Source organism: Burkholderia arboris (assembly GCF_038723655.1).
Taxonomy (GTDB): Bacteria; Pseudomonadota; Gammaproteobacteria; order Burkholderiales; family Burkholderiaceae; genus Burkholderia; species Burkholderia arboris.
Genome location: NZ_CP109823.1, coordinates 757,357 through 775,685, shown reverse-complemented (window position 1 = coordinate 775,685; position 18,329 = coordinate 757,357). Strand labels below are relative to the sequence as shown.

General features: G+C 61.3%; 17 protein-coding genes. 11 read left to right on the top strand and 6 right to left on the bottom strand.

Annotation, left to right across the window (positions count from 1 at the left end):
* The first annotated feature begins 5 nt into the window (after positions 1-5).
* The 6 genes from OHZ10_RS36105 to OHZ10_RS36080 all read left to right on the top strand — a co-directional run bounded on the left by OHZ10_RS36105 (position 6) and on the right by OHZ10_RS36080 (position 7,112).
* Positions 6-407, top strand: coding sequence for a hypothetical protein (locus OHZ10_RS36105; RefSeq protein ID WP_342706065.1), 402 nt, complete (start codon positions 6-8; stop codon positions 405-407).
* On the top strand, positions 404-2,146 hold the full coding sequence (locus OHZ10_RS36100) for a type IV secretory system conjugative DNA transfer family protein (RefSeq protein WP_342706064.1): 1,743 nt from the start codon (positions 404-406) through the stop codon (positions 2,144-2,146). The genes OHZ10_RS36105 and OHZ10_RS36100 overlap by 4 nt, the downstream gene beginning before the upstream one ends.
* Positions 2,143-3,996: a PriCT-2 domain-containing protein gene (locus OHZ10_RS36095; RefSeq protein ID WP_342706063.1), complete on the top strand. Its 1,854-nt coding sequence runs from the start codon at positions 2,143-2,145 to the stop codon at positions 3,994-3,996. The genes OHZ10_RS36100 and OHZ10_RS36095 overlap by 4 nt, the downstream gene beginning before the upstream one ends.
* A 50-nt stretch (positions 3,997-4,046) precedes the next feature.
* Entirely contained in the window at positions 4,047-5,552 is a 1,506-nt protein-coding gene (locus OHZ10_RS36090; RefSeq protein ID WP_342706062.1) for an LPD7 domain-containing protein, read from the top strand.
* Between the two features lie 86 nt (positions 5,553-5,638).
* A complete protein-coding gene (locus OHZ10_RS36085) occupies positions 5,639-6,097 on the top strand; it encodes a plasmid stabilization protein (RefSeq protein WP_342706061.1) in 459 nt (152 codons plus the stop codon).
* 1 nt (position 6,098) lies between these two features.
* The gene (locus OHZ10_RS36080; protein WP_342706060.1) at positions 6,099-7,112 is read left to right on the top strand and encodes a relaxase/mobilization nuclease domain-containing protein; all 1,014 of its coding nucleotides are present in this window, start codon (positions 6,099-6,101) and stop codon (positions 7,110-7,112) included.
* Between the two features lie 187 nt (positions 7,113-7,299).
* Here OHZ10_RS36080 and OHZ10_RS36075 read toward each other — a convergent pair whose 3' ends face one another.
* Together OHZ10_RS36075 and OHZ10_RS36070 are read right to left on the bottom strand one after the other, a co-directional pair.
* Entirely contained in the window at positions 7,300-7,728 is a 429-nt protein-coding gene (locus OHZ10_RS36075; RefSeq protein WP_342706059.1) for a hypothetical protein, read from the bottom strand.
* 163 nt (positions 7,729-7,891) lie between these two features.
* Positions 7,892-8,389 carry a hypothetical protein gene (locus OHZ10_RS36070; RefSeq protein WP_342706058.1) on the bottom strand — a complete coding sequence of 166 codons (498 nt, stop codon included), beginning with the start codon at positions 8,387-8,389 and terminating at the stop codon, positions 7,892-7,894.
* Between the two features lie 203 nt (positions 8,390-8,592).
* On the opposite strand from OHZ10_RS36070, the gene OHZ10_RS36065 reads away from it, so the two are divergent.
* Complete coding sequence (locus OHZ10_RS36065; protein ID WP_342706057.1) at positions 8,593-8,913, top strand: helix-turn-helix transcriptional regulator; 321 nt, start codon at positions 8,593-8,595, stop codon at positions 8,911-8,913.
* Positions 8,914-9,276: 363 nt separating this feature from the next.
* Here the strand turns inward: OHZ10_RS36065 and OHZ10_RS36060 are convergent, their stop codons facing one another.
* On the bottom strand, positions 9,277-9,576 hold the full coding sequence (locus tag OHZ10_RS36060) for an H-NS histone family protein (protein WP_342706056.1): 300 nt from the start codon (positions 9,574-9,576) through the stop codon (positions 9,277-9,279).
* A gap of 932 nt (positions 9,577-10,508) precedes the next feature.
* On the opposite strand from OHZ10_RS36060, the gene OHZ10_RS36055 reads away from it, so the two are divergent.
* Genes OHZ10_RS36055 through OHZ10_RS36045 form a run of 3 tightly spaced genes read left to right on the top strand, consistent with a single transcriptional unit; the run spans position 10,509 to position 12,436 of the window.
* Entirely contained in the window at positions 10,509-10,970 is a 462-nt protein-coding gene (locus OHZ10_RS36055; RefSeq protein WP_342706055.1) for a hypothetical protein, read from the top strand.
* A gap of 10 nt (positions 10,971-10,980) precedes the next feature.
* Entirely contained in the window at positions 10,981-11,673 is a 693-nt protein-coding gene (locus OHZ10_RS36050; protein ID WP_342706054.1) for a protein mobD, read from the top strand.
* Positions 11,666-12,436 (top strand): hypothetical protein, encoded by a 771-nt coding sequence (locus OHZ10_RS36045; protein ID WP_342706053.1) that lies wholly within the window; start codon positions 11,666-11,668, stop codon positions 12,434-12,436. Before OHZ10_RS36050 ends, OHZ10_RS36045 begins: the two co-directional genes overlap by 8 nt.
* Here OHZ10_RS36045 and OHZ10_RS36040 read toward each other — a convergent pair.
* Positions 12,431-14,656: a ParB/RepB/Spo0J family partition protein gene (locus OHZ10_RS36040; RefSeq protein ID WP_342706052.1), complete on the bottom strand. Its 2,226-nt coding sequence runs from the start codon at positions 14,654-14,656 to the stop codon at positions 12,431-12,433. The genes OHZ10_RS36045 and OHZ10_RS36040 overlap by 6 nt on opposite strands.
* A 124-nt stretch (positions 14,657-14,780) precedes the next feature.
* Positions 14,781-15,614 (bottom strand): DUF932 domain-containing protein, encoded by an 834-nt coding sequence (locus tag OHZ10_RS36035; RefSeq protein WP_342706051.1) that lies wholly within the window; start codon positions 15,612-15,614, stop codon positions 14,781-14,783.
* Positions 15,615-16,158: 544 nt separating this feature from the next.
* On the opposite strand from OHZ10_RS36035, the gene OHZ10_RS36030 reads away from it, so the two are divergent.
* Positions 16,159-16,515, top strand: a complete 357-nt coding sequence (locus tag OHZ10_RS36030) for a hypothetical protein (RefSeq protein WP_342706050.1) — start codon at positions 16,159-16,161, stop codon at positions 16,513-16,515.
* 198 nt (positions 16,516-16,713) lie between these two features.
* On the opposite strand, the gene OHZ10_RS36025 is transcribed toward OHZ10_RS36030, so the two are convergent.
* Positions 16,714-17,919, bottom strand: a complete 1,206-nt coding sequence (locus OHZ10_RS36025) for a Shedu immune nuclease family protein (RefSeq protein WP_342706049.1) — start codon at positions 17,917-17,919, stop codon at positions 16,714-16,716.
* Positions 17,920-18,329: the final 410 nt, after the last annotated feature.

Genomic DNA, 18,329 nt, shown 5'->3' with positions numbered 1-18,329 from the left:
CTCGGATGGATATGAACCGTCGATCCTCAACTCGCTCCGACACCGCTGGTCCGGTAGCACATCACGTGCAGACCTCCCTAGCCACGATCGCAGTCCTAGCGGCTGTCACGGGTGCGCTGCTGGCCTCGCTGTGGGTTGCGTCATTTTTCCTGTACGCGAGCCTGCGGCTGAACCCATTCCATGCGGGACTGTGGGGCTGGCTCGATGCGCTGCTGGCCTGGCATGACGGCTCGATGCCGAACGGGGGCCGACGTCTGGTCGGCTCGGCCCTGCTAGGCGTGCTTGTCGCCGTGGGTGGCCCGGCGATGGGGCTGTATTCGTTTTGCGAGCGTACCGGGCGGCGGCGCCTCTACGGCAATGCCCGGTTTGCCAGCGAAGCGGAAATCCGCGCGGCGGGGTTGCTATGAATGCGCGCGTCCCCTTCGAAGCAGAGGCGCCAGCTATCGTCGTCGGGATATGGCGAGGGCGTTATCTGCGCTTTACCGGGCAGCAGTTCGTGTTGCTCGCAGCGCCGGCCAGATCAGGCAAGGGCGTCGGCATTGTGATCCCGAACCTGTTGAGTTATCCCGATTCGGTCGTGGTGCTCGACATCAAGCGCGAGAATTATGCGGTCACGGCCGGGTTCCGGCGCGCATGCGGGCACGAGGTGTATCTGTTCGATCCGTTCGCCGAGGATGGTCGTACGCATCGGTACAACCCGCTGTCGGCCATCTCGGACGGGTTGTTCCGCGTCGGGGACATTCTCGCGATCGGCTATGCCCTATATCCGCCGGGCGGGCACGACGATTTCTGGAAGGATCAGGCGCGCAACCTGTTTCTCGGCATCGTGCTGCTGCTGTGCGAGTGGCGCGACGCTCGTCGGGCGGGCAAGGGCGAGTCCGTTCCCGATTATCCGGTCACGATGGGCGAAGTGCTGCGGCAGTCGTCCGGTAACGGCATGCCTATCAAGGCATATCTGCAGCGTGCGCTCGTCCAGCACCGGAATTTGCTGACCGGGCCATGCGTCGATGCGCTGAACCGCTTCCTGTCGAACGACGACAAGGTACTCGCGAGCATTCTCGCGACATTCCACGCGCCGCTCACTATCTGGGCCAACCCGATCGTCGATGCGGCGACGAGCGGCAACGACTTCGATCTGCGCGACGTGCGTCGGCGCCGCATGTCGATTTATATCGGCATTACGCCGGATCACCTGTCCGAGGCGGCGCTGCTCGTGAATCTGGTGTTTTCGCAACTCGTGAATCTCAACACGAAGCAGTTGCCTGAGGCCGATCCGACGCTGCGGTTCCAGTGCTTGCTACTGCTCGACGAGATGACCTCGATCGGCAAGATCCACATCATCGCGCGCGCAGTTGCCTACATGGCAGGTTACAACCTGCGCCTGTTGTCCATCGTGCAGTCGGTGGCGCAGCTCGAATCCGTCTACGGCCGGGCCGACGCGCGCACCTTCCTGACGAACCACGCGATGCAGATCCTTTACGCGCCACGCGAGCAGAAGGATGCGAACGACTACTCCGAAATGCTCGGCACTTTCACGGACCAGTCCCGTAGCGTGAGCCGTTCGAACGCGATTTTCGGTGGCCGTGGCGGCTCGAGCGAGAGTGTTTCCGAGCAGCGCCGGCCCTTGTTGTTGCCGCAGGAGTTGAAGGAACTGGGCCGCGATAAGGAAATCATCGTGCTGGAGAGCACGAAGCCTATTCTGGCCGACCGAATCTGCTATTGGCGCGATCCGGTATTTGCTTCGCGGGTATCGGCTGTGCCATCGATACCGAGGATGAATCTCGCGCGCTTCAGTGCCCAAATTGAACGACGTCTGCGTGAGGTGCAGCCCGACGAGCTCGACTCGGACGGCATCGGCCTCAGTCACCAGTCGGCCGAGTATCTGGAGGTGCTACAAGCCTGGGATCCACGTGATCTGCCGGCGAGCCTGGCAGACCTGAGCGAAGACGAGGTGTCGGCCTATGTGGATCGGCACTTCATGTTGCTGGGTGTCCCGGCCGCGCGGGTCGCGCATGCGAAGCGCCGTTTGTCGGTGGCGGATCTCGACGTGGCTGAGCTGACGCCGCTGAAGCGTGAACGCGCGAAACGGCAATCTGCTTCGCGGCCACCGTCGAATGTCGTGCCGACTCATGGAGGCCGGCAATGAGCGCCCCGTACGTCGATGAAACCGCACGGGCGCGTGCCGCGCTTGCCGTGATTCCCGCAGACGACTACGGCACGTGGGTGGACATGGCGTTCGCGCTCAAGAACGGCTTCGGTGATGCCGGTTTCGCGCTGTGGGACGAATGGAGCCGCACGGCCGGGAACTACAACGAACGTGCGGCCCAAACCACCTGGCGATCCGTGAAGGAGTCGGGCGGCAAGACGCTCGCTTCGCTGTTCTGGCTGGCGCGGCAGCACGGTTTCGATCTGAAGCGATCGCACTATCCCGACCAGATGACGGCCGCGCTGGCTCCGAGTTCCGACGTGCTGGAACGTCGGGCGCGAGAGGAAGCGCGCCAGCAGGCCCGGCATGCCGCCGTGGCCCGTGAGGCGCAGGCTATCTGGGATTGGGCGCGGCCCGTTGGCCCGGCCCACCCCTATCTCGTGCGCAAGCGTCTTGATCCGGTTTCGGCACTCCGTGAACTGGAGGCAACTGAACTGCACACGCTGCTCGGCTACGTGCCAGCCAGCGAAGAGCAGCCGCTTTCGGGGCGTGTACTGGTGGTGCCGGTATGGATAGGCGGCGCGATATCGACGCTGGAACTGATCGACGAACTCGGCCACAAGTCATCGCTGGCGGGCGGTGTGAAGAAAGGCGGGTACTGGATGTCCGGTCCTGCACCGGGAGCCGACGTGCCGGCGACACCCATCCTGATTGGTGAAGGCATGGCGACAACGCTGGCCCCGCATCGCGCAACAGGCTGGTTGGCACTGGCAGCGCTGTCGAGCGGGAATTTGCCGCTTGTTGCCGAAGCTATGCGCGATCGGTTTCCAGAGGCGGACATCGTTGTACTGGGTGATCTGGGGCCGGGCGAGGAGAAGGCTCGTCAAGCCGCGGAGGTATCGAGCGCGCGCTTGGCCTGGCCGCTATTCGCTGTCGATGCGCGCATCGGTGACAAGGTCCCGAACGATTTCAGTGACATGGCGGTGCTGTCGGGCTTTGCGCGCGTCGGCGAGTGGCTGCGGGAAATCGTGTTTCGTGAGATCGGGCCGGTGGCTGTGGGCATTGAGCCGTCGGCGGATGCTGAACCCGGCCGGACGCCGGACGAACCGATGGAGGACGTCATGGGCAGTGTGAAAGAAAAGCTTTTGAACGCCGAAGAAGACGCGCCGCGCCGTCGCACGTCGAAGCGTAGCGCACCGAAGCCGGCCGCGCCGGAATCCTCGGTGCAGACACCGGCATCGGCGGACGCTCAGCAGCCGGCCAGCGAACCGTCGGCGACCGTTCCGGCTGACGCTGCCCCGGCGACTGATGCGCGGCGATTTGCGTCGACCCGGCCGCCGGTGGGCGAGCCACTGTTCACGGTAGCCGACGTACCCAACGAAGTTCGAGCGCTGGCTGAGCACCGTTTCGGCACGCCGTTGCGCATGGGCACCCCGCGGGAGAACGGCGGGCCGTACCGTGGTGAGGTGTTCAACACCGAGCACTACCTGATCCAGGAGGTGGCGACGCGCAGTGTCGTTTTCCATCCGAAGGCGCAGATGGAGTTTGTCTCCGAACGGCTGCGGTGGATGGACGAGAACGCTCGGCTGAACGGATCGGAGCTACAGGTGGGCTACGACGCTGACCGGCCGAAGGTCTATCCGTGGGATCGCCAGCGCGACTTGCTCGAACGCGCAGTCGGATCGCTCAAGAAATCTGCGCAGGAGCTGAATTTCAGCCCGAACGTGGAAGTGATGCTCGACCGATTGCACGAGCGGTCATGGGCGCGGGTGCGTGAGGCCCGCGCGGCGGCGCTGGAACAGTCGAAGGAGCGGGCTGCATCGCAAGATCCGCCAGGGCCGGATCGTTAGACGAGCGCATGTGCCGTCGCATACGGATCTGACCAGAAAGGAGTCCTACCATGTCTGAAACCTTGTCGTCTACCGATCCGGTCATCAACGTGATCGAGCAGGACATTCCTGGGCGCACGCGAGCCGTTGAGCGGCTGGCTAGCAGCGGCAATGCCGATCGCCTGGACACTGCTGCATTGGACGCCGTCTCTGTCCGACGCCGACACGAGTTTGATGCCGCGCGGGCGCGTCTGCGCGATCATGCCATTCGCGATGATGTTGAAGCGGAACGAACGTCCGTGCCCCGTCCGGCGGCCGGCGCGCCATCAAGAAGTGCAGTTCCCACACGTGCGCCGCTGGATCAGGCGCCCGAGCGTGTGCGCAAGCGCTACCTCCGTGCGGGCAACCAGTATTTCCTGAAGGACGCACCGTATCAGCTCGCCTTCGAGGATCTGGGGCCGTACCTTGTCACCGAGCACAACCGGCCGGACGTGGTGGAGTCGATGGTGGATATGGCGTCAGAGAAATCCTGGCGCCGTATTCGCGTGTCGGGTCATGAGGCATTTCGCAGCGAAGTGTGGTTGCAGGGCACGCTGCTCGGTATCGAAGTGAGTGGCTATGAGCCGAAAGCGGCCGATCTGGCGCGTCTGGCGGATGTGCGGCAGGCGCGCCTCAATAATCGGATCGAGGCGGATGCGTCGCTGCCTCCGGCTGGAGCGTCGATGGACCCGCCGGAGCATATCAATCCCGTGCCTATCTCCCTGTTTGCGGCCGAGCCGCATGGTGTGACGGTCGACGCGGCTTCCGTGGCATCGCAAAGTAGCGCAAGTTCGGCACGGCCGCATCAGCCAGAGCGGCAGGCGGCGGCCGGCGACGAGCCCGACGCTCCAAAGAGATACGTCGGTGAACTGCGCGAGCACGGCGGCGCACCGTACCAGCACAATCCCGCCCGTAGCGATTCGTACTACGTGGTGTTTCGCGACGCGACGGGAGCGGACCACGTCGTCTGGGGTGTGGATCTCGAACGTGCGGTTCGGGAGTCTGGGGCCGAACCTGGGCAACATGTCATGCTGGAAAACCTCGGGCGGCGGTTTGTTACCGTCAAGGTGCCGATTCTGGACGATCGCGGTATGGTGGTGGCCGAGGAGGAGAGGGACGTTTACCGGAACACCTGGCAGGTCGAGGTGGAAATGCGGGAGCGCACAGCGGCCGAATCTCCGGCGCCGAACCGACGCGTATCCGAAAGCGGGGCGGTTCGTGCAGACGGGGCAGCGCACGAGGATCGGCAGGCATCCCGGCGTACCACCGTATCCGATGAGGACAAGGTGCTGCATCTGGCCGTGCTGGTCGGTGCCATGCGGGAGCAGGGATTCAGCGCGCGTTCGATTGCGCGTGTGCAACAGCGTGCGGAAGCGATGCTGGAGGTGTTTGGCCGCGAGGGTATCCCCGTGCCGCGGCCGAAGGTCTTTGATCCGGAAGCACCGTCGGAACGGGATCGCCGGGCACGACCGGCGACTGCGCGTGCACCAGTGCGTGAGATCGAGCGGACACCCGCCGATCCCTCGCCGGCGCGCTAGGGGGGGCCATGCGTGTGCGCGAGCGCCTGTGTGTTGAACTGGGGGGAATGCGGCCGGATTGGGACCGTTGGTGCGTGCGACGGGGCATGACCGTTGGCGAGGGCGCGCGGCATCTGATTGCCGGTGCGCTGTATACAGAGGCTGGCGGTAGCCATGCGGGAGCCGAGGGGGAAGTCCGATGGAGCGGTGTCGGAGATCCGCGCGCACGGATCGAGATCAGGTTGACGCTCGCTGAACTGGATGTGGTTGGGCTGCGTGCGCGCGCGTCCAGCTTGACGCCCAACCGCTGGATCGTGGCACTGATCCGCGCCAATTTAATGCGAGAACCGCAGCTCGGGATGCAGGAAATTCGGTTGCTGGCGGAGTCGAATCAACAGCTCGCGACGATCAGCCGATGGTTGGGGCAGTTGGTGCGAGACAGAGGCGCGGCATGTATCGAATCGCATGAGAGCGGGGAGGTTCGCGTCATTCGAGAGCAGATCGACGCGCATTTGCACACTGTTGCGGCCGTGATTCGAGCAAATCTGGATCGATGGAGTCGGTGACATGGCGTACCCGAAAATCTACATCGATGCGATGCTCCTGAACTGGGGCGACCGGTTGTTCCAGGAGCCGTTCAGACATACGCGCGCTCAGCGACTCTCGCGGGCGGGCTTGAGTGATGACGCCGCGCGAATGCGCGAGCAACTGGCCCGAACGCTCAGGCGCACTCCCGAAGTGATGGTCAAGATCACCAACAAGGCATCGAGCGCCCAGGGCGTCGATGCGGTGCGTCGGCATCTGCGCTATATCTCCCGTAATGGGCAGGTCGAACTGGAGGATCAGAACGGCGATCGGATTACTGGCGCCGATGCTGTCCGCGATCTTGTGCGAACCTGGCACCTTGGAGGTTGGGGGATACCGCAGACAAGCCATCGCCGCGAGGTATTCAACATCCTGCTTTCGATGCCACCGGGGACGAACCGTCAGGCAGTGTGCGATGCAGCGCGCGACTTTGCGGCGGTTGAGTTCGGGGACGGGCGCGCGTATGTGTTTGCAGCACATGACGATGAAGCTCATCCCCACGTTCATCTGAGCGTCCAGGTGCGCGGACCCGATGGAAGGCGGCTCAACCCACGCCGACAGGATCTACGGCGCTGGCGTGAGCGCTTCGCGGAGCAGCTTCGCGAGCATGGAGTCGAAGCGAATGCGACGCCCCGGCGCACGCGTGGCGTGACGCAGCGTTACCCGAAACAGGGGGGCGCGCACATGCTAGCCCGTGGCGAAGTGCCAACTTACTGGCGACCTGTCGTGACCGCTGAGCAGAAAGAGGCCGGCCGGAAGGCTCATGGTGGGGTGTTTGAGGCGTGGCGAGAGCTTGCGCAGGTCATGGCGTCGTCGTCCTGGAGGGTAGATCGCGCAATGGCCGTCAGCATGGTGGATTTCGTGCGGGCCATGCCGGTGCGGCACGATCCGCAGGTTGCCGAGCCTCGACCAACAAGAGAGCCACTGCGTGAGGAGCGCGTGACGCCGGGGCCCGACACGCGACGCGATGCTATTTGGCCGGATATCGAGCCTTGAAGGAGGATGGTGATGCCCTTCGTACCTTGGATCGGTGGCAAGCGACGCCTTGCCGACATTCGCATTCCTGCTAGGTCGAGGTGCTTGCCGGTGCTGCGGCGCTGCTTTTGTACAGAGTATCGGATCATCTATCTCCGATTTGTACGCACCGAATGGTGCGAACTTAGGCGCATTGTCGCGCGTCCATTTACCGATCTATAAGCCATGCCGGCGCGCCCTTGTAGGTTGCGAAGAGCAGGAAGAACAGCGCGATCATGAGAAGCGGGATGCCGTAAAGGGCCACGGGAAAAAACAGCGTGAGCTGGAGGGCGGATCCGCCGATGCCGTGCAGCAGATCGGTATCGCGTACGTTCTCGAAGATAAGCAATGCAGTCAAGGCCAGGCCCATTGCAAGGAGGATCAATCCGCCGATTAGCGGAATATGGCGCAACGGGGCGGTGGTCTGGAAAAAGTTCCCCCACCAGAGGAAATTGATAGCGATTGCAGCGAGCCAGAATCCGCGCGTCGTAAAGAAGCTGCAGCCGAACCGGCGTTGGCAGCGACGACTAAACAATTGGATTCCCTTCGCAGCGACGGCCAGGATGCCGATGACGAGGGCAAGTTTCATGAAGTCCATTCGACGCTCTCCAGAGACTGGCTACAAACCATGCTATATCGAGTTTGTTGGAATATGATTTCCAATCCTGATTAAAATATATGCGATGGCGCGACAAATTCAAAAAAATAATGAATGTATTTGAAAATTGCACGGATTGCATAATTTGTACCAGGGGTGATATTTACCATTGGCACAAATTTTGCTGAATGAAAGCGATGTTGGTGCATAGTCCGCTAATGCTCAATAGCTTTGCCATATCCCCTTGCAGGGCGTCATCGAACAGAGTCAGGAATATCTGATTCCATTTACTCCGAGGCTCCAGGAAATGAGATATCACACGCTGATCGACGTGCGACGGTTTCGCATGGGTTTGGGGCACAGGAAGAATCGGGATATCGATTCTGGCAACAATGCTGGAGTTGACGGAAAGATGGTCAGCATGATCTTCCCGCGGCAGGAACAGCATGGTTGCAATCAGTTCTACATCTTCACCCAATTTCCCGTCGTCCGCATGGCGGGCTTGTGCAGTAGCGACGCCATAGGCCATGACAAGTTCCTGGCTACGTTGATATATCCACTGTTCCGCCTGCGCTATTTGTCCGTTGAGCGTTAGCAGGCAGTGCTGCTCCCGTTCACTGAGCGCAGTCCAATTGTGAGACTCCGGGACATCAATGGGCATGCTTTCCGTCCTATGCATGTTGAGCGTTCAACTGACACCAGGGCGCAGCGTCTGCTGCCGTTGTGCCGCGAGCACGGTTGAGTTGTCTCAGGGCGGATGTGTCGGACGGTCTTCCGGGCTCACGATAGCTACGAAAATCGTAGTATCCGAGCGGGCATTTTGCAACGATATTCGTAGCCTCGTGTACAACGAGCTACCAAGGAATGTCTGCGGCGTCTTCTTCCGTTTTCGGGGCGCGACTAAAGGAAGCTCGCCTCTCGGCCGGGTTGTCGCAGAAGCATCTCGGGATTGAGGCGGGTTTGGATCGATTTGTCGCTAGCACTCGCATCAATCGCTACGAGCTTGGTATTCACAAGGTCGATTACGCGTTTGCATTGCGTTTAGCGGAAGTGCTTCGAGTCCCGGTAGCGTTCTTTTATGCTGACGATGAGGAACTGGCTCGTTTGATTCTCATTTTCGGTCAGCTTCCGCAAAGAAGGCGGAGTGATCTCCTGTCGCATGCTGAGACGCTAGCGGCAGAATGATCGGTTTTTGTGGGAGGAATTCGGCCAGCCGTCACTCAACCTTCGCGTGAAACGGGGAGCGAGATTCGTGTTGGGGGCGCTGATAGTGTTCCGACTTCGAGGCTGGCCATGACCTGAGGTCGTTAGTTGGGATTAGCCGATATGAGCCTCAAAGATTTGCGTCCCTATCGATGTTGACTACATGTCAATGATCGCTGTAATGCTGTCAGCCGACGATCGACGTATATGCGCCAGCGCTCGGGTAGTCGGGGACGCGTTTCGAACCTGCATCATCCGGCTATCCTTCGGGGGTTTGCCTGAAGGGGCCGTGAGTAACAAGAGGTTCGAAGCGACATTGAGTCGAGTTCGGCTATGTGCGAACCATTACTCGATAAGGAATCGCTCGCGTTTTTTGCCTTTGATCCAGCCGGGTTCCCGACCGCGACCACTCCACGTTGCTCCCGTCTTGGGATCTCGATATTTCGCGCTAGGGGCGCCCTGACCTGACGAGCTCGCCTTGCGCGAGCTGCGCTGACGTCCAAACACTTGCTCCGGAGTCAGTCCGTACTCGACGACGCGTGCGCGGATCTCTGCAAGCACTGTCTCCAGCTCAGCTTGGCGAGCTTCCTCGGCCTGCTGCAATAGAGCTTCCGCTTGTGCTTTAAGTTCAGAGTACGTAGCCATCTATATCATCCTCCCGAAAGTTATCGGCAATATAGCCAATAAATTGGATGGTGGGCAAGATATCTACGCTGAATTGCGCCGAATAGTGGGGCCTCTTACGGGGTGCCATCGGTTGATGGACGGAGATTGTGATGTGCATGGCGCCCAAAGCCGGCGCTTGCCTATCCTGCCATCCTTTGTTTTCTGTGCATTTTTTGTGGCCCAGAGTAAACGCCGTGCGCAGACGTTTCTGCCTTCGAGTAAATGGCCGATCGTGCCGTGGAGAACAGCGTGTGTTTCCCTTGCGATGACGCTGCGACGTGGGGTTGTGTCTGAGTCAACGCATTGCGTAAAACGATGTGTTAAGGGATGCGCAACCAGTGCGTCACGAACTGCGAACCAGTGGCGAACCCAATGTGTGAAGTGTGCGCGCTGCCTTGCGTTGGGTACTCACAAAAATGCGAATGATTTGCTGGGTATATATGCATGATCGATGCGCTTCGCGAGGTGCATGAAAATACAAAACGAGAGAGTGTGCTGGGAGCCAATGCAACGCTCGGAACGAGTGAAAGCATGTGGGCGGTGCGATTCAAGCGGTGCGCTATGGGGCGAGCATCGAACGCGCAGACGAGAGCGAAACACCATGAGCAGTTCCCGGCTGGGCGTGTCCAGTCTGCATGCTTACATGTGACACAACCGAAACCACAATTCGGCGTCAAGGTGATGGTCTCCGGAGTGAACGGCAAGCGCTACGCCGGCGCTCCTAGATGCGTCGGTGAAGCGTGTCGCGTGCGCACCACATACGCAAAAAAGTGCGTTGTTCTCCTACATTCCATTCGCTGCCGGTGTGTTCCTGAGAGGGCAAGTAGTGCGTAAAAGCCGTGTTGACGCGTGCTCAGGACGTGCGCACGATGATGTCACAGCGATGCGTAGCCTATGTTCAGGGGGTAACGATGCCTGTTGCGAAGGTCTATACGAAGTCGCAATGGGAGGCGTTTGCCAGCGCGCTCGATGCGCTGCCAGAGAAGCCGGATACAGAACGTGGCGTGACGGTGCGCGATGCGATGAAGGACATGCGCGCGCGCGTGCGGACGGCGCAGGCGAAGGGCTATACGCTGGAACAGATCGCGGAGCAGGCTCGACTGCAGGGTCTTGATATCACGGCCGGGACGATTCGCTACGCACTGCGCTCGACCGGGAAAGGCGGTAGCTCTGGTGGTGTTGCGCGGTCCGCAGCAGGTGCACGCGCGCCTGCTGCTGAGAAGACGTTCACGGCGCAATCGCGCGCGCAGGATGCGACGTCTCAGACAAAGCATGTTCGCAAGGATGGGGGAAAGACGGAAGCCAGACCGCAATCCGGGCCAGTGCAGGGTGCACTCGGATTTGCGATCCGGCCCGACACCGACGATCTGTAGAGGAGTCGCGATGGATACGGCAGTCAATCCCATCTATCTCGTGGGCGGCGGCAAGGGCGGTGTTGGCAAGAGCCTCGTCGCGCTCGCGCTGGTCGATCATCTGCAGCGGCGCGGCGTCAAGCCCGTGCTGGTTGAGAACGACACGTCAAATCCTGACGTGATGAAGGCCGTGCAGGGCGAGATTGATTGCGCCGCGTTCGATCTGGACGAGGCGGACGGATGGATCAATTTCGTGAACTACTGCGACGAGCATCGCGACGCGGTTGTGGTGGTCAGCACGGCAGCCCGCAACCAGGATGGCGTCGCCCGCTACGGCGCGACGCTCGCCAGCACGCTGGGCGAGCTTGGCAGGCGGCTCATCGTGTTCTGGGTGATCAACCGGCAGCGCGACAGTCTGGAGCTGCTGCGTCAGTTCGGTGAAACCTTCCCGGACGCGATGACGCACGTTGTGCGCAATGGCCACTACGGCACACCGGATAGGTTCGTGCTGTATCAGGACTCGAAAATCCGCAAGAGTGTCGAGGCGAAGGGCAGGTCGCTCGACTTTCCGGAACTCGCGGATCGCGTGGCTGACGATCTGCGCAGTCAGCGCCTGTCGGTGGGCAAGGCGGCGGAGTCGTTGCCCATCGGGCAGCGCGCGGAATTGCTGCGCTGGCGGGCGCTCTACGACTCGATGTTCGCCGGGGTGACTGGCAATGCCTGAGCGGCGGGAGCGGCGCGGACGTCCTGTCGACCCGCTCGCCCGGCTCTTTTATGACGTGAGCGGGGAGAAGCCGGACGACGCGAGCCTGCTGCGCATGCGTCGTGTCTCGACCGCGATGAACCTGCGCGACAACGATGCGCTGTGGTCGGTGCTGGCTGTGCTCGAATACTATGCGCGGCTTTACGAGGCGATGCCGGAGCGCATCCGGCAGGCAGGCAAGGGCAATCTGGACGCCATACGGGAGGAGGCACGAGAGGCGACGGATGCACTGATGGCCCAGCACCACGACGCGCTCGCGCGCTGCAAGGCGACTATCGAACTCGCGGAACGTATGGTCGTTGAACACGAGGCGAGGCATCGCGCGACACTCGCGGCAATGAATGAACAGGCGTTGGTTGCACAGGCGAGGCGCGCTGCTGACCGGATCGCGCGCTTAGCGGGAAACCGGGTGGTGGGAGCGGTAGCCGTTGCGACGCGAGAGCATCGCCAGCAGCTCGACGCAGCGGTAGCGCTGTTTGAACGGGAGATGAGTGAGGCGGCGACGCGCGCCGCAAAGGTTGACCAGATGGCGGCGCGACGGATAGCGAAGGCGTGCCGTGTGATGGTGGTTGGAGCGCTGATTGTGATTCTGCTCGCGGCAGCAGCGGGTGGGCTGGCGGGCCGCTACTCCGGAAGTCATGTGGTGCGGACAGACGGTTCGCCGTCTGCCCGCACAGGTCATAGTTCCTTGATGTCGCCTGTCATGAACGCGACGGCATCATGAAGCGTGCTCGAGGCCGGTAGCGGTCGGGAAGGGCCACGGCGGCTGCGTGGCGGCTGCGGCGGGATACACTGGCACATCGCAAGCCGTGTTGTTGATGCCACTGTGATCGCTTCCGGGCTCGGCGGCAGCGTCGTCATCCTCCTGCGCGTCGTCGGGACCGTTGCCGGTGTCAGGGCCGTGTTCGTCCTCCCCGGCGTCCCCGTCGTCGTCGTCGTGGGCTTCCCATGACGGCGTGACCGGGATTTCTGTATCGGTGAGGATTTCCGGGAGCCACGCGACCTTCGCCAGCCGCAGTTCGGCTGCGGCTGCAGCGTCGGTCTTCTTCATCTTCCCGAGGTCGGCTGCAACCTTGGGCGAGACGGCTGCGGACACGACTTCCCCGATGCGCGCCTTACTGACGTGATCGAAATACGTGGCGCGGGTCGGCGTCCAGTACCGGGTCATGTCGAGGTGCAGCGCGCCCGCGAGCGCGCTGATCGCCTGCGGCTTTTCCTCGCCCGCGATGCCGTCGAGCAGGGTGCCGGTGCAGAAGGCGAGCAGGTCGAGCAGTGTTGTTCCGGGATCCTGCTTTGCGAGCCACGGCAACAGGTCGGCGCGTTTCGAGGGCAACTCTGCGGCCCATCGGGCGCGCTGTGCCTCGATGGTGTTCCATGCGGTACTGGTGGGCAGGTCGTCTGCCGCGCGCAGCAGGCTGTCGTGATTGTTGTCGCCGGATAACGCCAGATAGTCAGGCGCGGACGTGTAACCGTAGTGCTCAGGCAGCGCTTGGGGAACGAGATGCTGCAACAGGGCGGCGAGCGCGACGGCGGGCTGCGCGACCATTTCGGCGTGGATGGCGACGGTGCGGTGCGCGGTGAGTCGCTGGCAGAGTTTAGCGCTGTGGACTGGTTTGAGCTTCGGTACAGGGCCACCTGCCGCGTCCGCAGCTTCCGCCTGCGGCGTGCCGGTGACGGTCGCACCCGCCGCATCCAGCGCGGCACTGTTCTCGCGCCGCACGAGACCGCGCTCGATGAGCAGTTTTCCCTGCGGATCGATGATCACGAACACGCCTGCCTCGGCCATCTGCTGTGCATCCCACACCAGGGCGCGGCTTTCGAGTGCGATGATCGTGGCGTTGACCCGCCCGATTTCGGCATCAAGGCGGTCGGCTTCCTCATAGGCATTTTCATCGTCCTCGGACAGCGCTTCCAGCTTCCCGGCCAGGTCGTCCTGCAGTGCGGTGAGGGCATTCATCTCGCGCTGCTCGTCGTCCGTAAAGGGGCGCTGGATGGGGCGCAGCTTGCCGTAGCGGTTAAGCTCCAGCACGTCGCGTTCAACGCGAGTTTCTGTCCAGCCCCAACCCTCGGCGCGCACTTCTTCTGCGGCTACGTCGAGCTTCTGTGCGACGAGACGCTGCAGAAGTTCGGCATCGGCAATGTAGCCCGCATTCCCGTCGTCACTGAAGAGGTCCCGGCGTACATACCCGCCTGCTGCTTCGTAGGTGTCGAGGCCAATAAAGCGCACGAGGCGGCTGCGGCTCGCGTCGATCTCGGCACGCGTGATGGCCTGCCGCAGATAGTTGGGCTGACGCTGCCACTCGTTCGCATCGAACCAGATGTGTTCCTGCGTTTCATGGTTGTCCGCAAGGGCGATTGCGGCAAGCTGATCGAGTGTGATCGCGTCCTCCCGCAGCAGGGCCAGCAGCTTTGGGGATACGCTGGCGAGCTTCATGCGCCGCTTGACCGTGAGCGGCGAGGCGGAAAACAGCGCGGCGATGTAATCGACGCTTCTCCCTTCCTCGGCCAACATCCGGTATGCGCGCAGCACGTCGAACGGATCTAGTCCTTCGCGCTCGGTGTTCTCGATCAGGGAAATGGCGAGGGCTTCGCCTTCACTGACGATCCGCACGGGGACCGGGTAGTCGGCGGCGATGTCTTTCTGTTCGAACAGAAGGTCGAGCGCGGCCTCGCGGCGCTGACCGGCGCACACACCATATTTGCGTTGCCTGCCGCGCGATCCTTTTATCTCGTGGACGACGAGGTTTTGCAGCAGACCCTTGGCCCTGATATTGGCGGCGAGGCCAGGAATGCCCGACAGGGGTCTCGTGCGCGCATTGAGTGGCGAAGGCCGCAGGGTGGAATACGGTACGGTCACGATGGGCTGCTCGTTGCCGAAGTGCGATTCGAGTACGGTAGCCGACTCGGCGGCGTTTACCGTCGTGGTTTCGGATTGGACTTGCATGGCTGACTCCAGAAAGTTGAAAAGAAAGTTCCGGGCCGGGCACTACCGGATTCCATCAGAACTCGACCCGGAGAGGAGTCCTGATGGATGAGGAGAAAAAGCGGTTTTCTTGCGCCTTTCTCAGCTACGCCTTTATCTGGCGCATTGCATCCGCGAGCATCCAGAGGGCGCGGCTGAGCTTCACGTTCTGGTCGATACCGGTGATGGGACGGGTGGACATCGAGCGACCCGTGCGCGAGCGACCATGCAGGCCGCCCTTGGTGAGGTTTTCCTGCACGCGGTTAAAGACCGTCCAGAGGTCGTCGCGGCGATCCTCGAAGCGGCGCGGGGCGAGCAACTGGCTGTCGGTGACCGGGGCCGGTGCCTCTGCGTCGGTCGGGGCGTAGCGCAGCGCAAGTGCGGAGCGGGCAAATGCATGTTGTTCGTCGCGGTCGAGCGTGACGGCACGCATGCCTTCCTTTTGCTCGCGGATCAGGTCGAAGCAGTCGAGTACGTCAAATGCACCGTTGATCACGTTCTGGACAATACTGCCCTTGTGCGGGACGCGGATATCGGCGACGTTGTCGCCCGCCACCATGCCATTCTGGCAGACGAAGCGCAGCATGCCCGCGAGCATCTGGTAACTGCTGGTGCCGTCGTGCGAGTTCAGCAGCACGATTTCGTCGGCTTCCTCGCCGGTAATCTGGTCGGCGTGACGAAGCCGAAGCATGTGTTTCGTGTACTCGCGACGGTCGTCGTGTCGCACGCGTGTTTGACACACCATGAAAGGCTGGAAACCCTCGTTGCGCAGTCCGCGCAGCACGTCGATGGTGGGAATGTAGGTGTAGCGTTCGGAGCGGCTCTCGTGCTTGCCGTGCGCGAAGATGGACGGGGCAACGCGGCGAATCTGATCGTCCGACAGGGGCGAATCAGCGCGCAGCATCGGGGAGCCGTAATGGAAAGAAGAAGCGAGTTGCATGGCAATCTCCAGAGTCAAGGTTGAGGACTTGAACCGGGCGAGGGGATGTGACTTGCCGTTGCGGCTGAACACCTCCCGGTGGAACTCGGGGTTGGCCTTGCTGCCGCCAGGTTTCCGGATTTCCGCCCGTGCGACTTGAGGAGCCGATAGCGGGCGGGCGTCAAGGAGAAAGGCGAGGGAGGGGTGCGGGCAACACGGTCCCTCGCCCCTTGACGCCCGCCCGCTATCGGCTACGGTCGCGGGTCAAGGGCGGGAATCTGGGAGCCGGATGCATGCCGTGCCTCGGGTTGACCGGGCAGGGACATAACTGGAAGGCTGGAAGATGAGCGGGGTTGACTGCTGCGCCAGGGATTGATGTCCGACAGGGACGAGACGCGGTACGCGGCTCGGCGCGCAGCGCGAAAGCCCGGTCCCGACCGGTGGGCGCCGGGAGGTGCCGGACGTTGGCACGCGTGGCATGGCTTGCGCAAATACCAGTTGCGATCGACTGCCTGCGGGCGAGGCTGTAGATTTGAAACGGAGCAGCGGTCAACGCCCGATTACCGTGTCTGTCGCGCTGTGCGGTGCTGGTATCTGGCCGGATGCGTGTGTGGCGAAATCTCGACGTGCCCGCCAGTGGAGGCGACTGGTCCGCGAGGTAGTCTTCGCTCGTGATGACGGCGTTCGCCAACTCGCCAAGGCGTTCACCTCATATGGCCGGACTCAAGGGCTGGGCTTTGCGGGAATGGGCGACGTGGTCGCAAAGCGCGTGACACAGGTCAGCCCTGAAAGCATGGCTGGTTTAATGAACCTGGATGCGTTTTGGTCGCGCGTCGAAAGCGTTGCAGCCACCGGCGCGGACCCAGAAATTCAGGAATTCATGGAAGCTTGGCGACGTGCCGACCAGGGCAGGGGCGGCTAGTGTTCCGTTCCGTTGTTACCTAATCTATGTTCGCGTAGCATGTTGACGTCAGCGGAACGGGAGACATCAGCATGTCGATGGGACGACCTAAGGCGGAACTGGTGCAGAGCGAAGCGGGGGCGAAGTCGCCGTCCCTTCGCGCGCCTGAGCAGAAATCGTCCGCTCACTGCGCCGGTTTCCATTGTCGGTGATCCATGGTCACGGTTCGTTTTCCGTGCCATGTGGCGACGTTTCGCCTGATGTACGCTCGGCTTCCGATCTCACGATGAAGCTGCACCGTTCGAACAGCTCGTCGAAAGTCAGAATGTCAATAGAAGATATGCTGTTCCGGTAAAGCTCGAATGACCGAAGCTGATCTTTGTTCACGCCCTGCTCGGTGATAAATTCACCGAGAGAGCCGACAACGATGAAGGCCCGCGGTTTGAAATTGAATACCTCTTCGCCCGTGGGAGCACCGTGCGCATCCGTCGGTCGGAGATATTCGCTCAGGCTCCTCATTGCGGAGGCGACGGTGGTTTGCACTTGCGCAACCGCGCCGGATAGTTCTTTCGATGGAGCCCAACACCCGGGGCGGTACGGCGCGGAATCGAGCAGCTTGGTCGTGTGGGTCTTGATCTCCACGAAACAGAGCGAACTGACGATGCCCCTCGTCTTCATCAGGCCGTCGGCCCGCTTTCCGCGGTTGATCAAGTCATGCCCTTCGACGACTTGCTCCAGCTTTCTATTGTCGAACCCTGTGACGAAGAAGTAGCTAAGGCCATACCCGAATATCCATCGATTCCGTTCAAAGAACGCTTGCCATAAAGCTTCGTTTCCCTTCACACCTTTAGCCGCCTTCACTTGGTCGAAGTAGGTCGGCTCGCTTAGTAACCTCGCAAATGTGGTGACTTGCCGCTTGCGATAACCGAGAGCGACAACATCCTCCTTCGTAATCTCCTGGCGGATGATCTCTGAGAAGACATCTTGGTTATCGTGAACCAAGCTGACAGCTTGTTCTTTCGATAAGATGAGTCGTCTAAGTTCAGTGTCGGTGATGTTGATTTTGTCTTGGGACGGAAACTCGACGGACGCGATGTTCTCAAAGAAAGCGAGCAGTTTCGGAATCTCTTCTCCGATAAACGAAAAATGGGTTTTATGTGGTGCGCCTGTCTGGCCATTGAAAGCCTGAATTGTCACGACACGCAAGTCTCTTGTAGATTCGAGAAACTTGGCGATGATCTCGGTGCGCCCTTTTTCTGTGCGTCGCAGTACGACTTCCTTCTTCACTGTCGCATAGTGAAGCCCGTCTGAATCAATCACCTTTGAGGCGATCCGGACCGCCTCATGTGCGTCAACATAAATCCGCGGACTGATATAGGTCTTGCTCGACAACTTGTTGCGATGAATCTGCTCTTCGTCGTCCATTGTGCCCCCCCGGGCTTCGTTTAGCAATTCGGATCTGCACAACTCATAACGGAAAAGCAGCCAGAAAGCGTCCGCAGCAGTGGGCCGTGCTCAACACTATTGTACTTACGGCCGACTTTTTCCGGAGAAACGCAATCAGGTACGCCTACGAGTGACGGCGAAGCAGACCGAAGGTTGATGTTGCGGAGACAGGTGAGCGGCCGCTTGCCGGGGGTATCTTGGGTCGTCGGTCACAGTGCATGTGCTGACGCGGAAGCGACCGATATTGCCTCGACACCGGTCTTACGTTGCTCGGCTAGCGCGGCATTGCGGTTGTGACGGGATCGAGGACTGGCGGTATCAGCGACGGTACCGCGCTCACAAATCGTCTTAAGACACCTGCGTCCGCGATTTTTGAAACAAGGCGTGCG

Bases quoted from the DNA above. Each gene is read 5' to 3' on its own strand.
- OHZ10_RS36065 (WP_342706057.1), top strand. From the start codon at position 8,593: ATGTCTGCGGCGTCTTCTTCCGTTTTCGGGGCGCGACTAAAGGAAGCT.
- OHZ10_RS36095 (WP_342706063.1), top strand. From the start codon at position 2,143: ATGAGCGCCCCGTACGTCGATGAAACCGCACGGGCGCGTGCCGCGCTT.
- OHZ10_RS36025 (WP_342706049.1), bottom strand. From the start codon at position 17,919: ATGGACGACGAAGAGCAGATTCATCGCAACAAGTTGTCGAGCAAGACC.
- OHZ10_RS36045 (WP_342706053.1), top strand. From the start codon at position 11,666: ATGCCTGAGCGGCGGGAGCGGCGCGGACGTCCTGTCGACCCGCTCGCC.
- OHZ10_RS36060 (WP_342706056.1), bottom strand. From the start codon at position 9,576: ATGGCTACGTACTCTGAACTTAAAGCACAAGCGGAAGCTCTATTGCAG.
- OHZ10_RS36035 (WP_342706051.1), bottom strand. From the start codon at position 15,614: ATGCAACTCGCTTCTTCTTTCCATTACGGCTCCCCGATGCTGCGCGCT.
- OHZ10_RS36090 (WP_342706062.1), top strand. From the start codon at position 4,047: ATGTCTGAAACCTTGTCGTCTACCGATCCGGTCATCAACGTGATCGAG.
- OHZ10_RS36070 (WP_342706058.1), bottom strand. From the start codon at position 8,389: ATGCCCATTGATGTCCCGGAGTCTCACAATTGGACTGCGCTCAGTGAA.
- OHZ10_RS36085 (WP_342706061.1), top strand. From the start codon at position 5,639: ATGACCGTTGGCGAGGGCGCGCGGCATCTGATTGCCGGTGCGCTGTAT.
- OHZ10_RS36105 (WP_342706065.1), top strand. From the start codon at position 6: ATGGATATGAACCGTCGATCCTCAACTCGCTCCGACACCGCTGGTCCG.
- OHZ10_RS36055 (WP_342706055.1), top strand. From the start codon at position 10,509: ATGCCTGTTGCGAAGGTCTATACGAAGTCGCAATGGGAGGCGTTTGCC.
- OHZ10_RS36050 (WP_342706054.1), top strand. From the start codon at position 10,981: ATGGATACGGCAGTCAATCCCATCTATCTCGTGGGCGGCGGCAAGGGC.
- OHZ10_RS36040 (WP_342706052.1), bottom strand. From the start codon at position 14,656: ATGCAAGTCCAATCCGAAACCACGACGGTAAACGCCGCCGAGTCGGCT.
- OHZ10_RS36075 (WP_342706059.1), bottom strand. From the start codon at position 7,728: ATGGACTTCATGAAACTTGCCCTCGTCATCGGCATCCTGGCCGTCGCT.
- OHZ10_RS36080 (WP_342706060.1), top strand. From the start codon at position 6,099: ATGGCGTACCCGAAAATCTACATCGATGCGATGCTCCTGAACTGGGGC.
- OHZ10_RS36100 (WP_342706064.1), top strand. From the start codon at position 404: ATGAATGCGCGCGTCCCCTTCGAAGCAGAGGCGCCAGCTATCGTCGTC.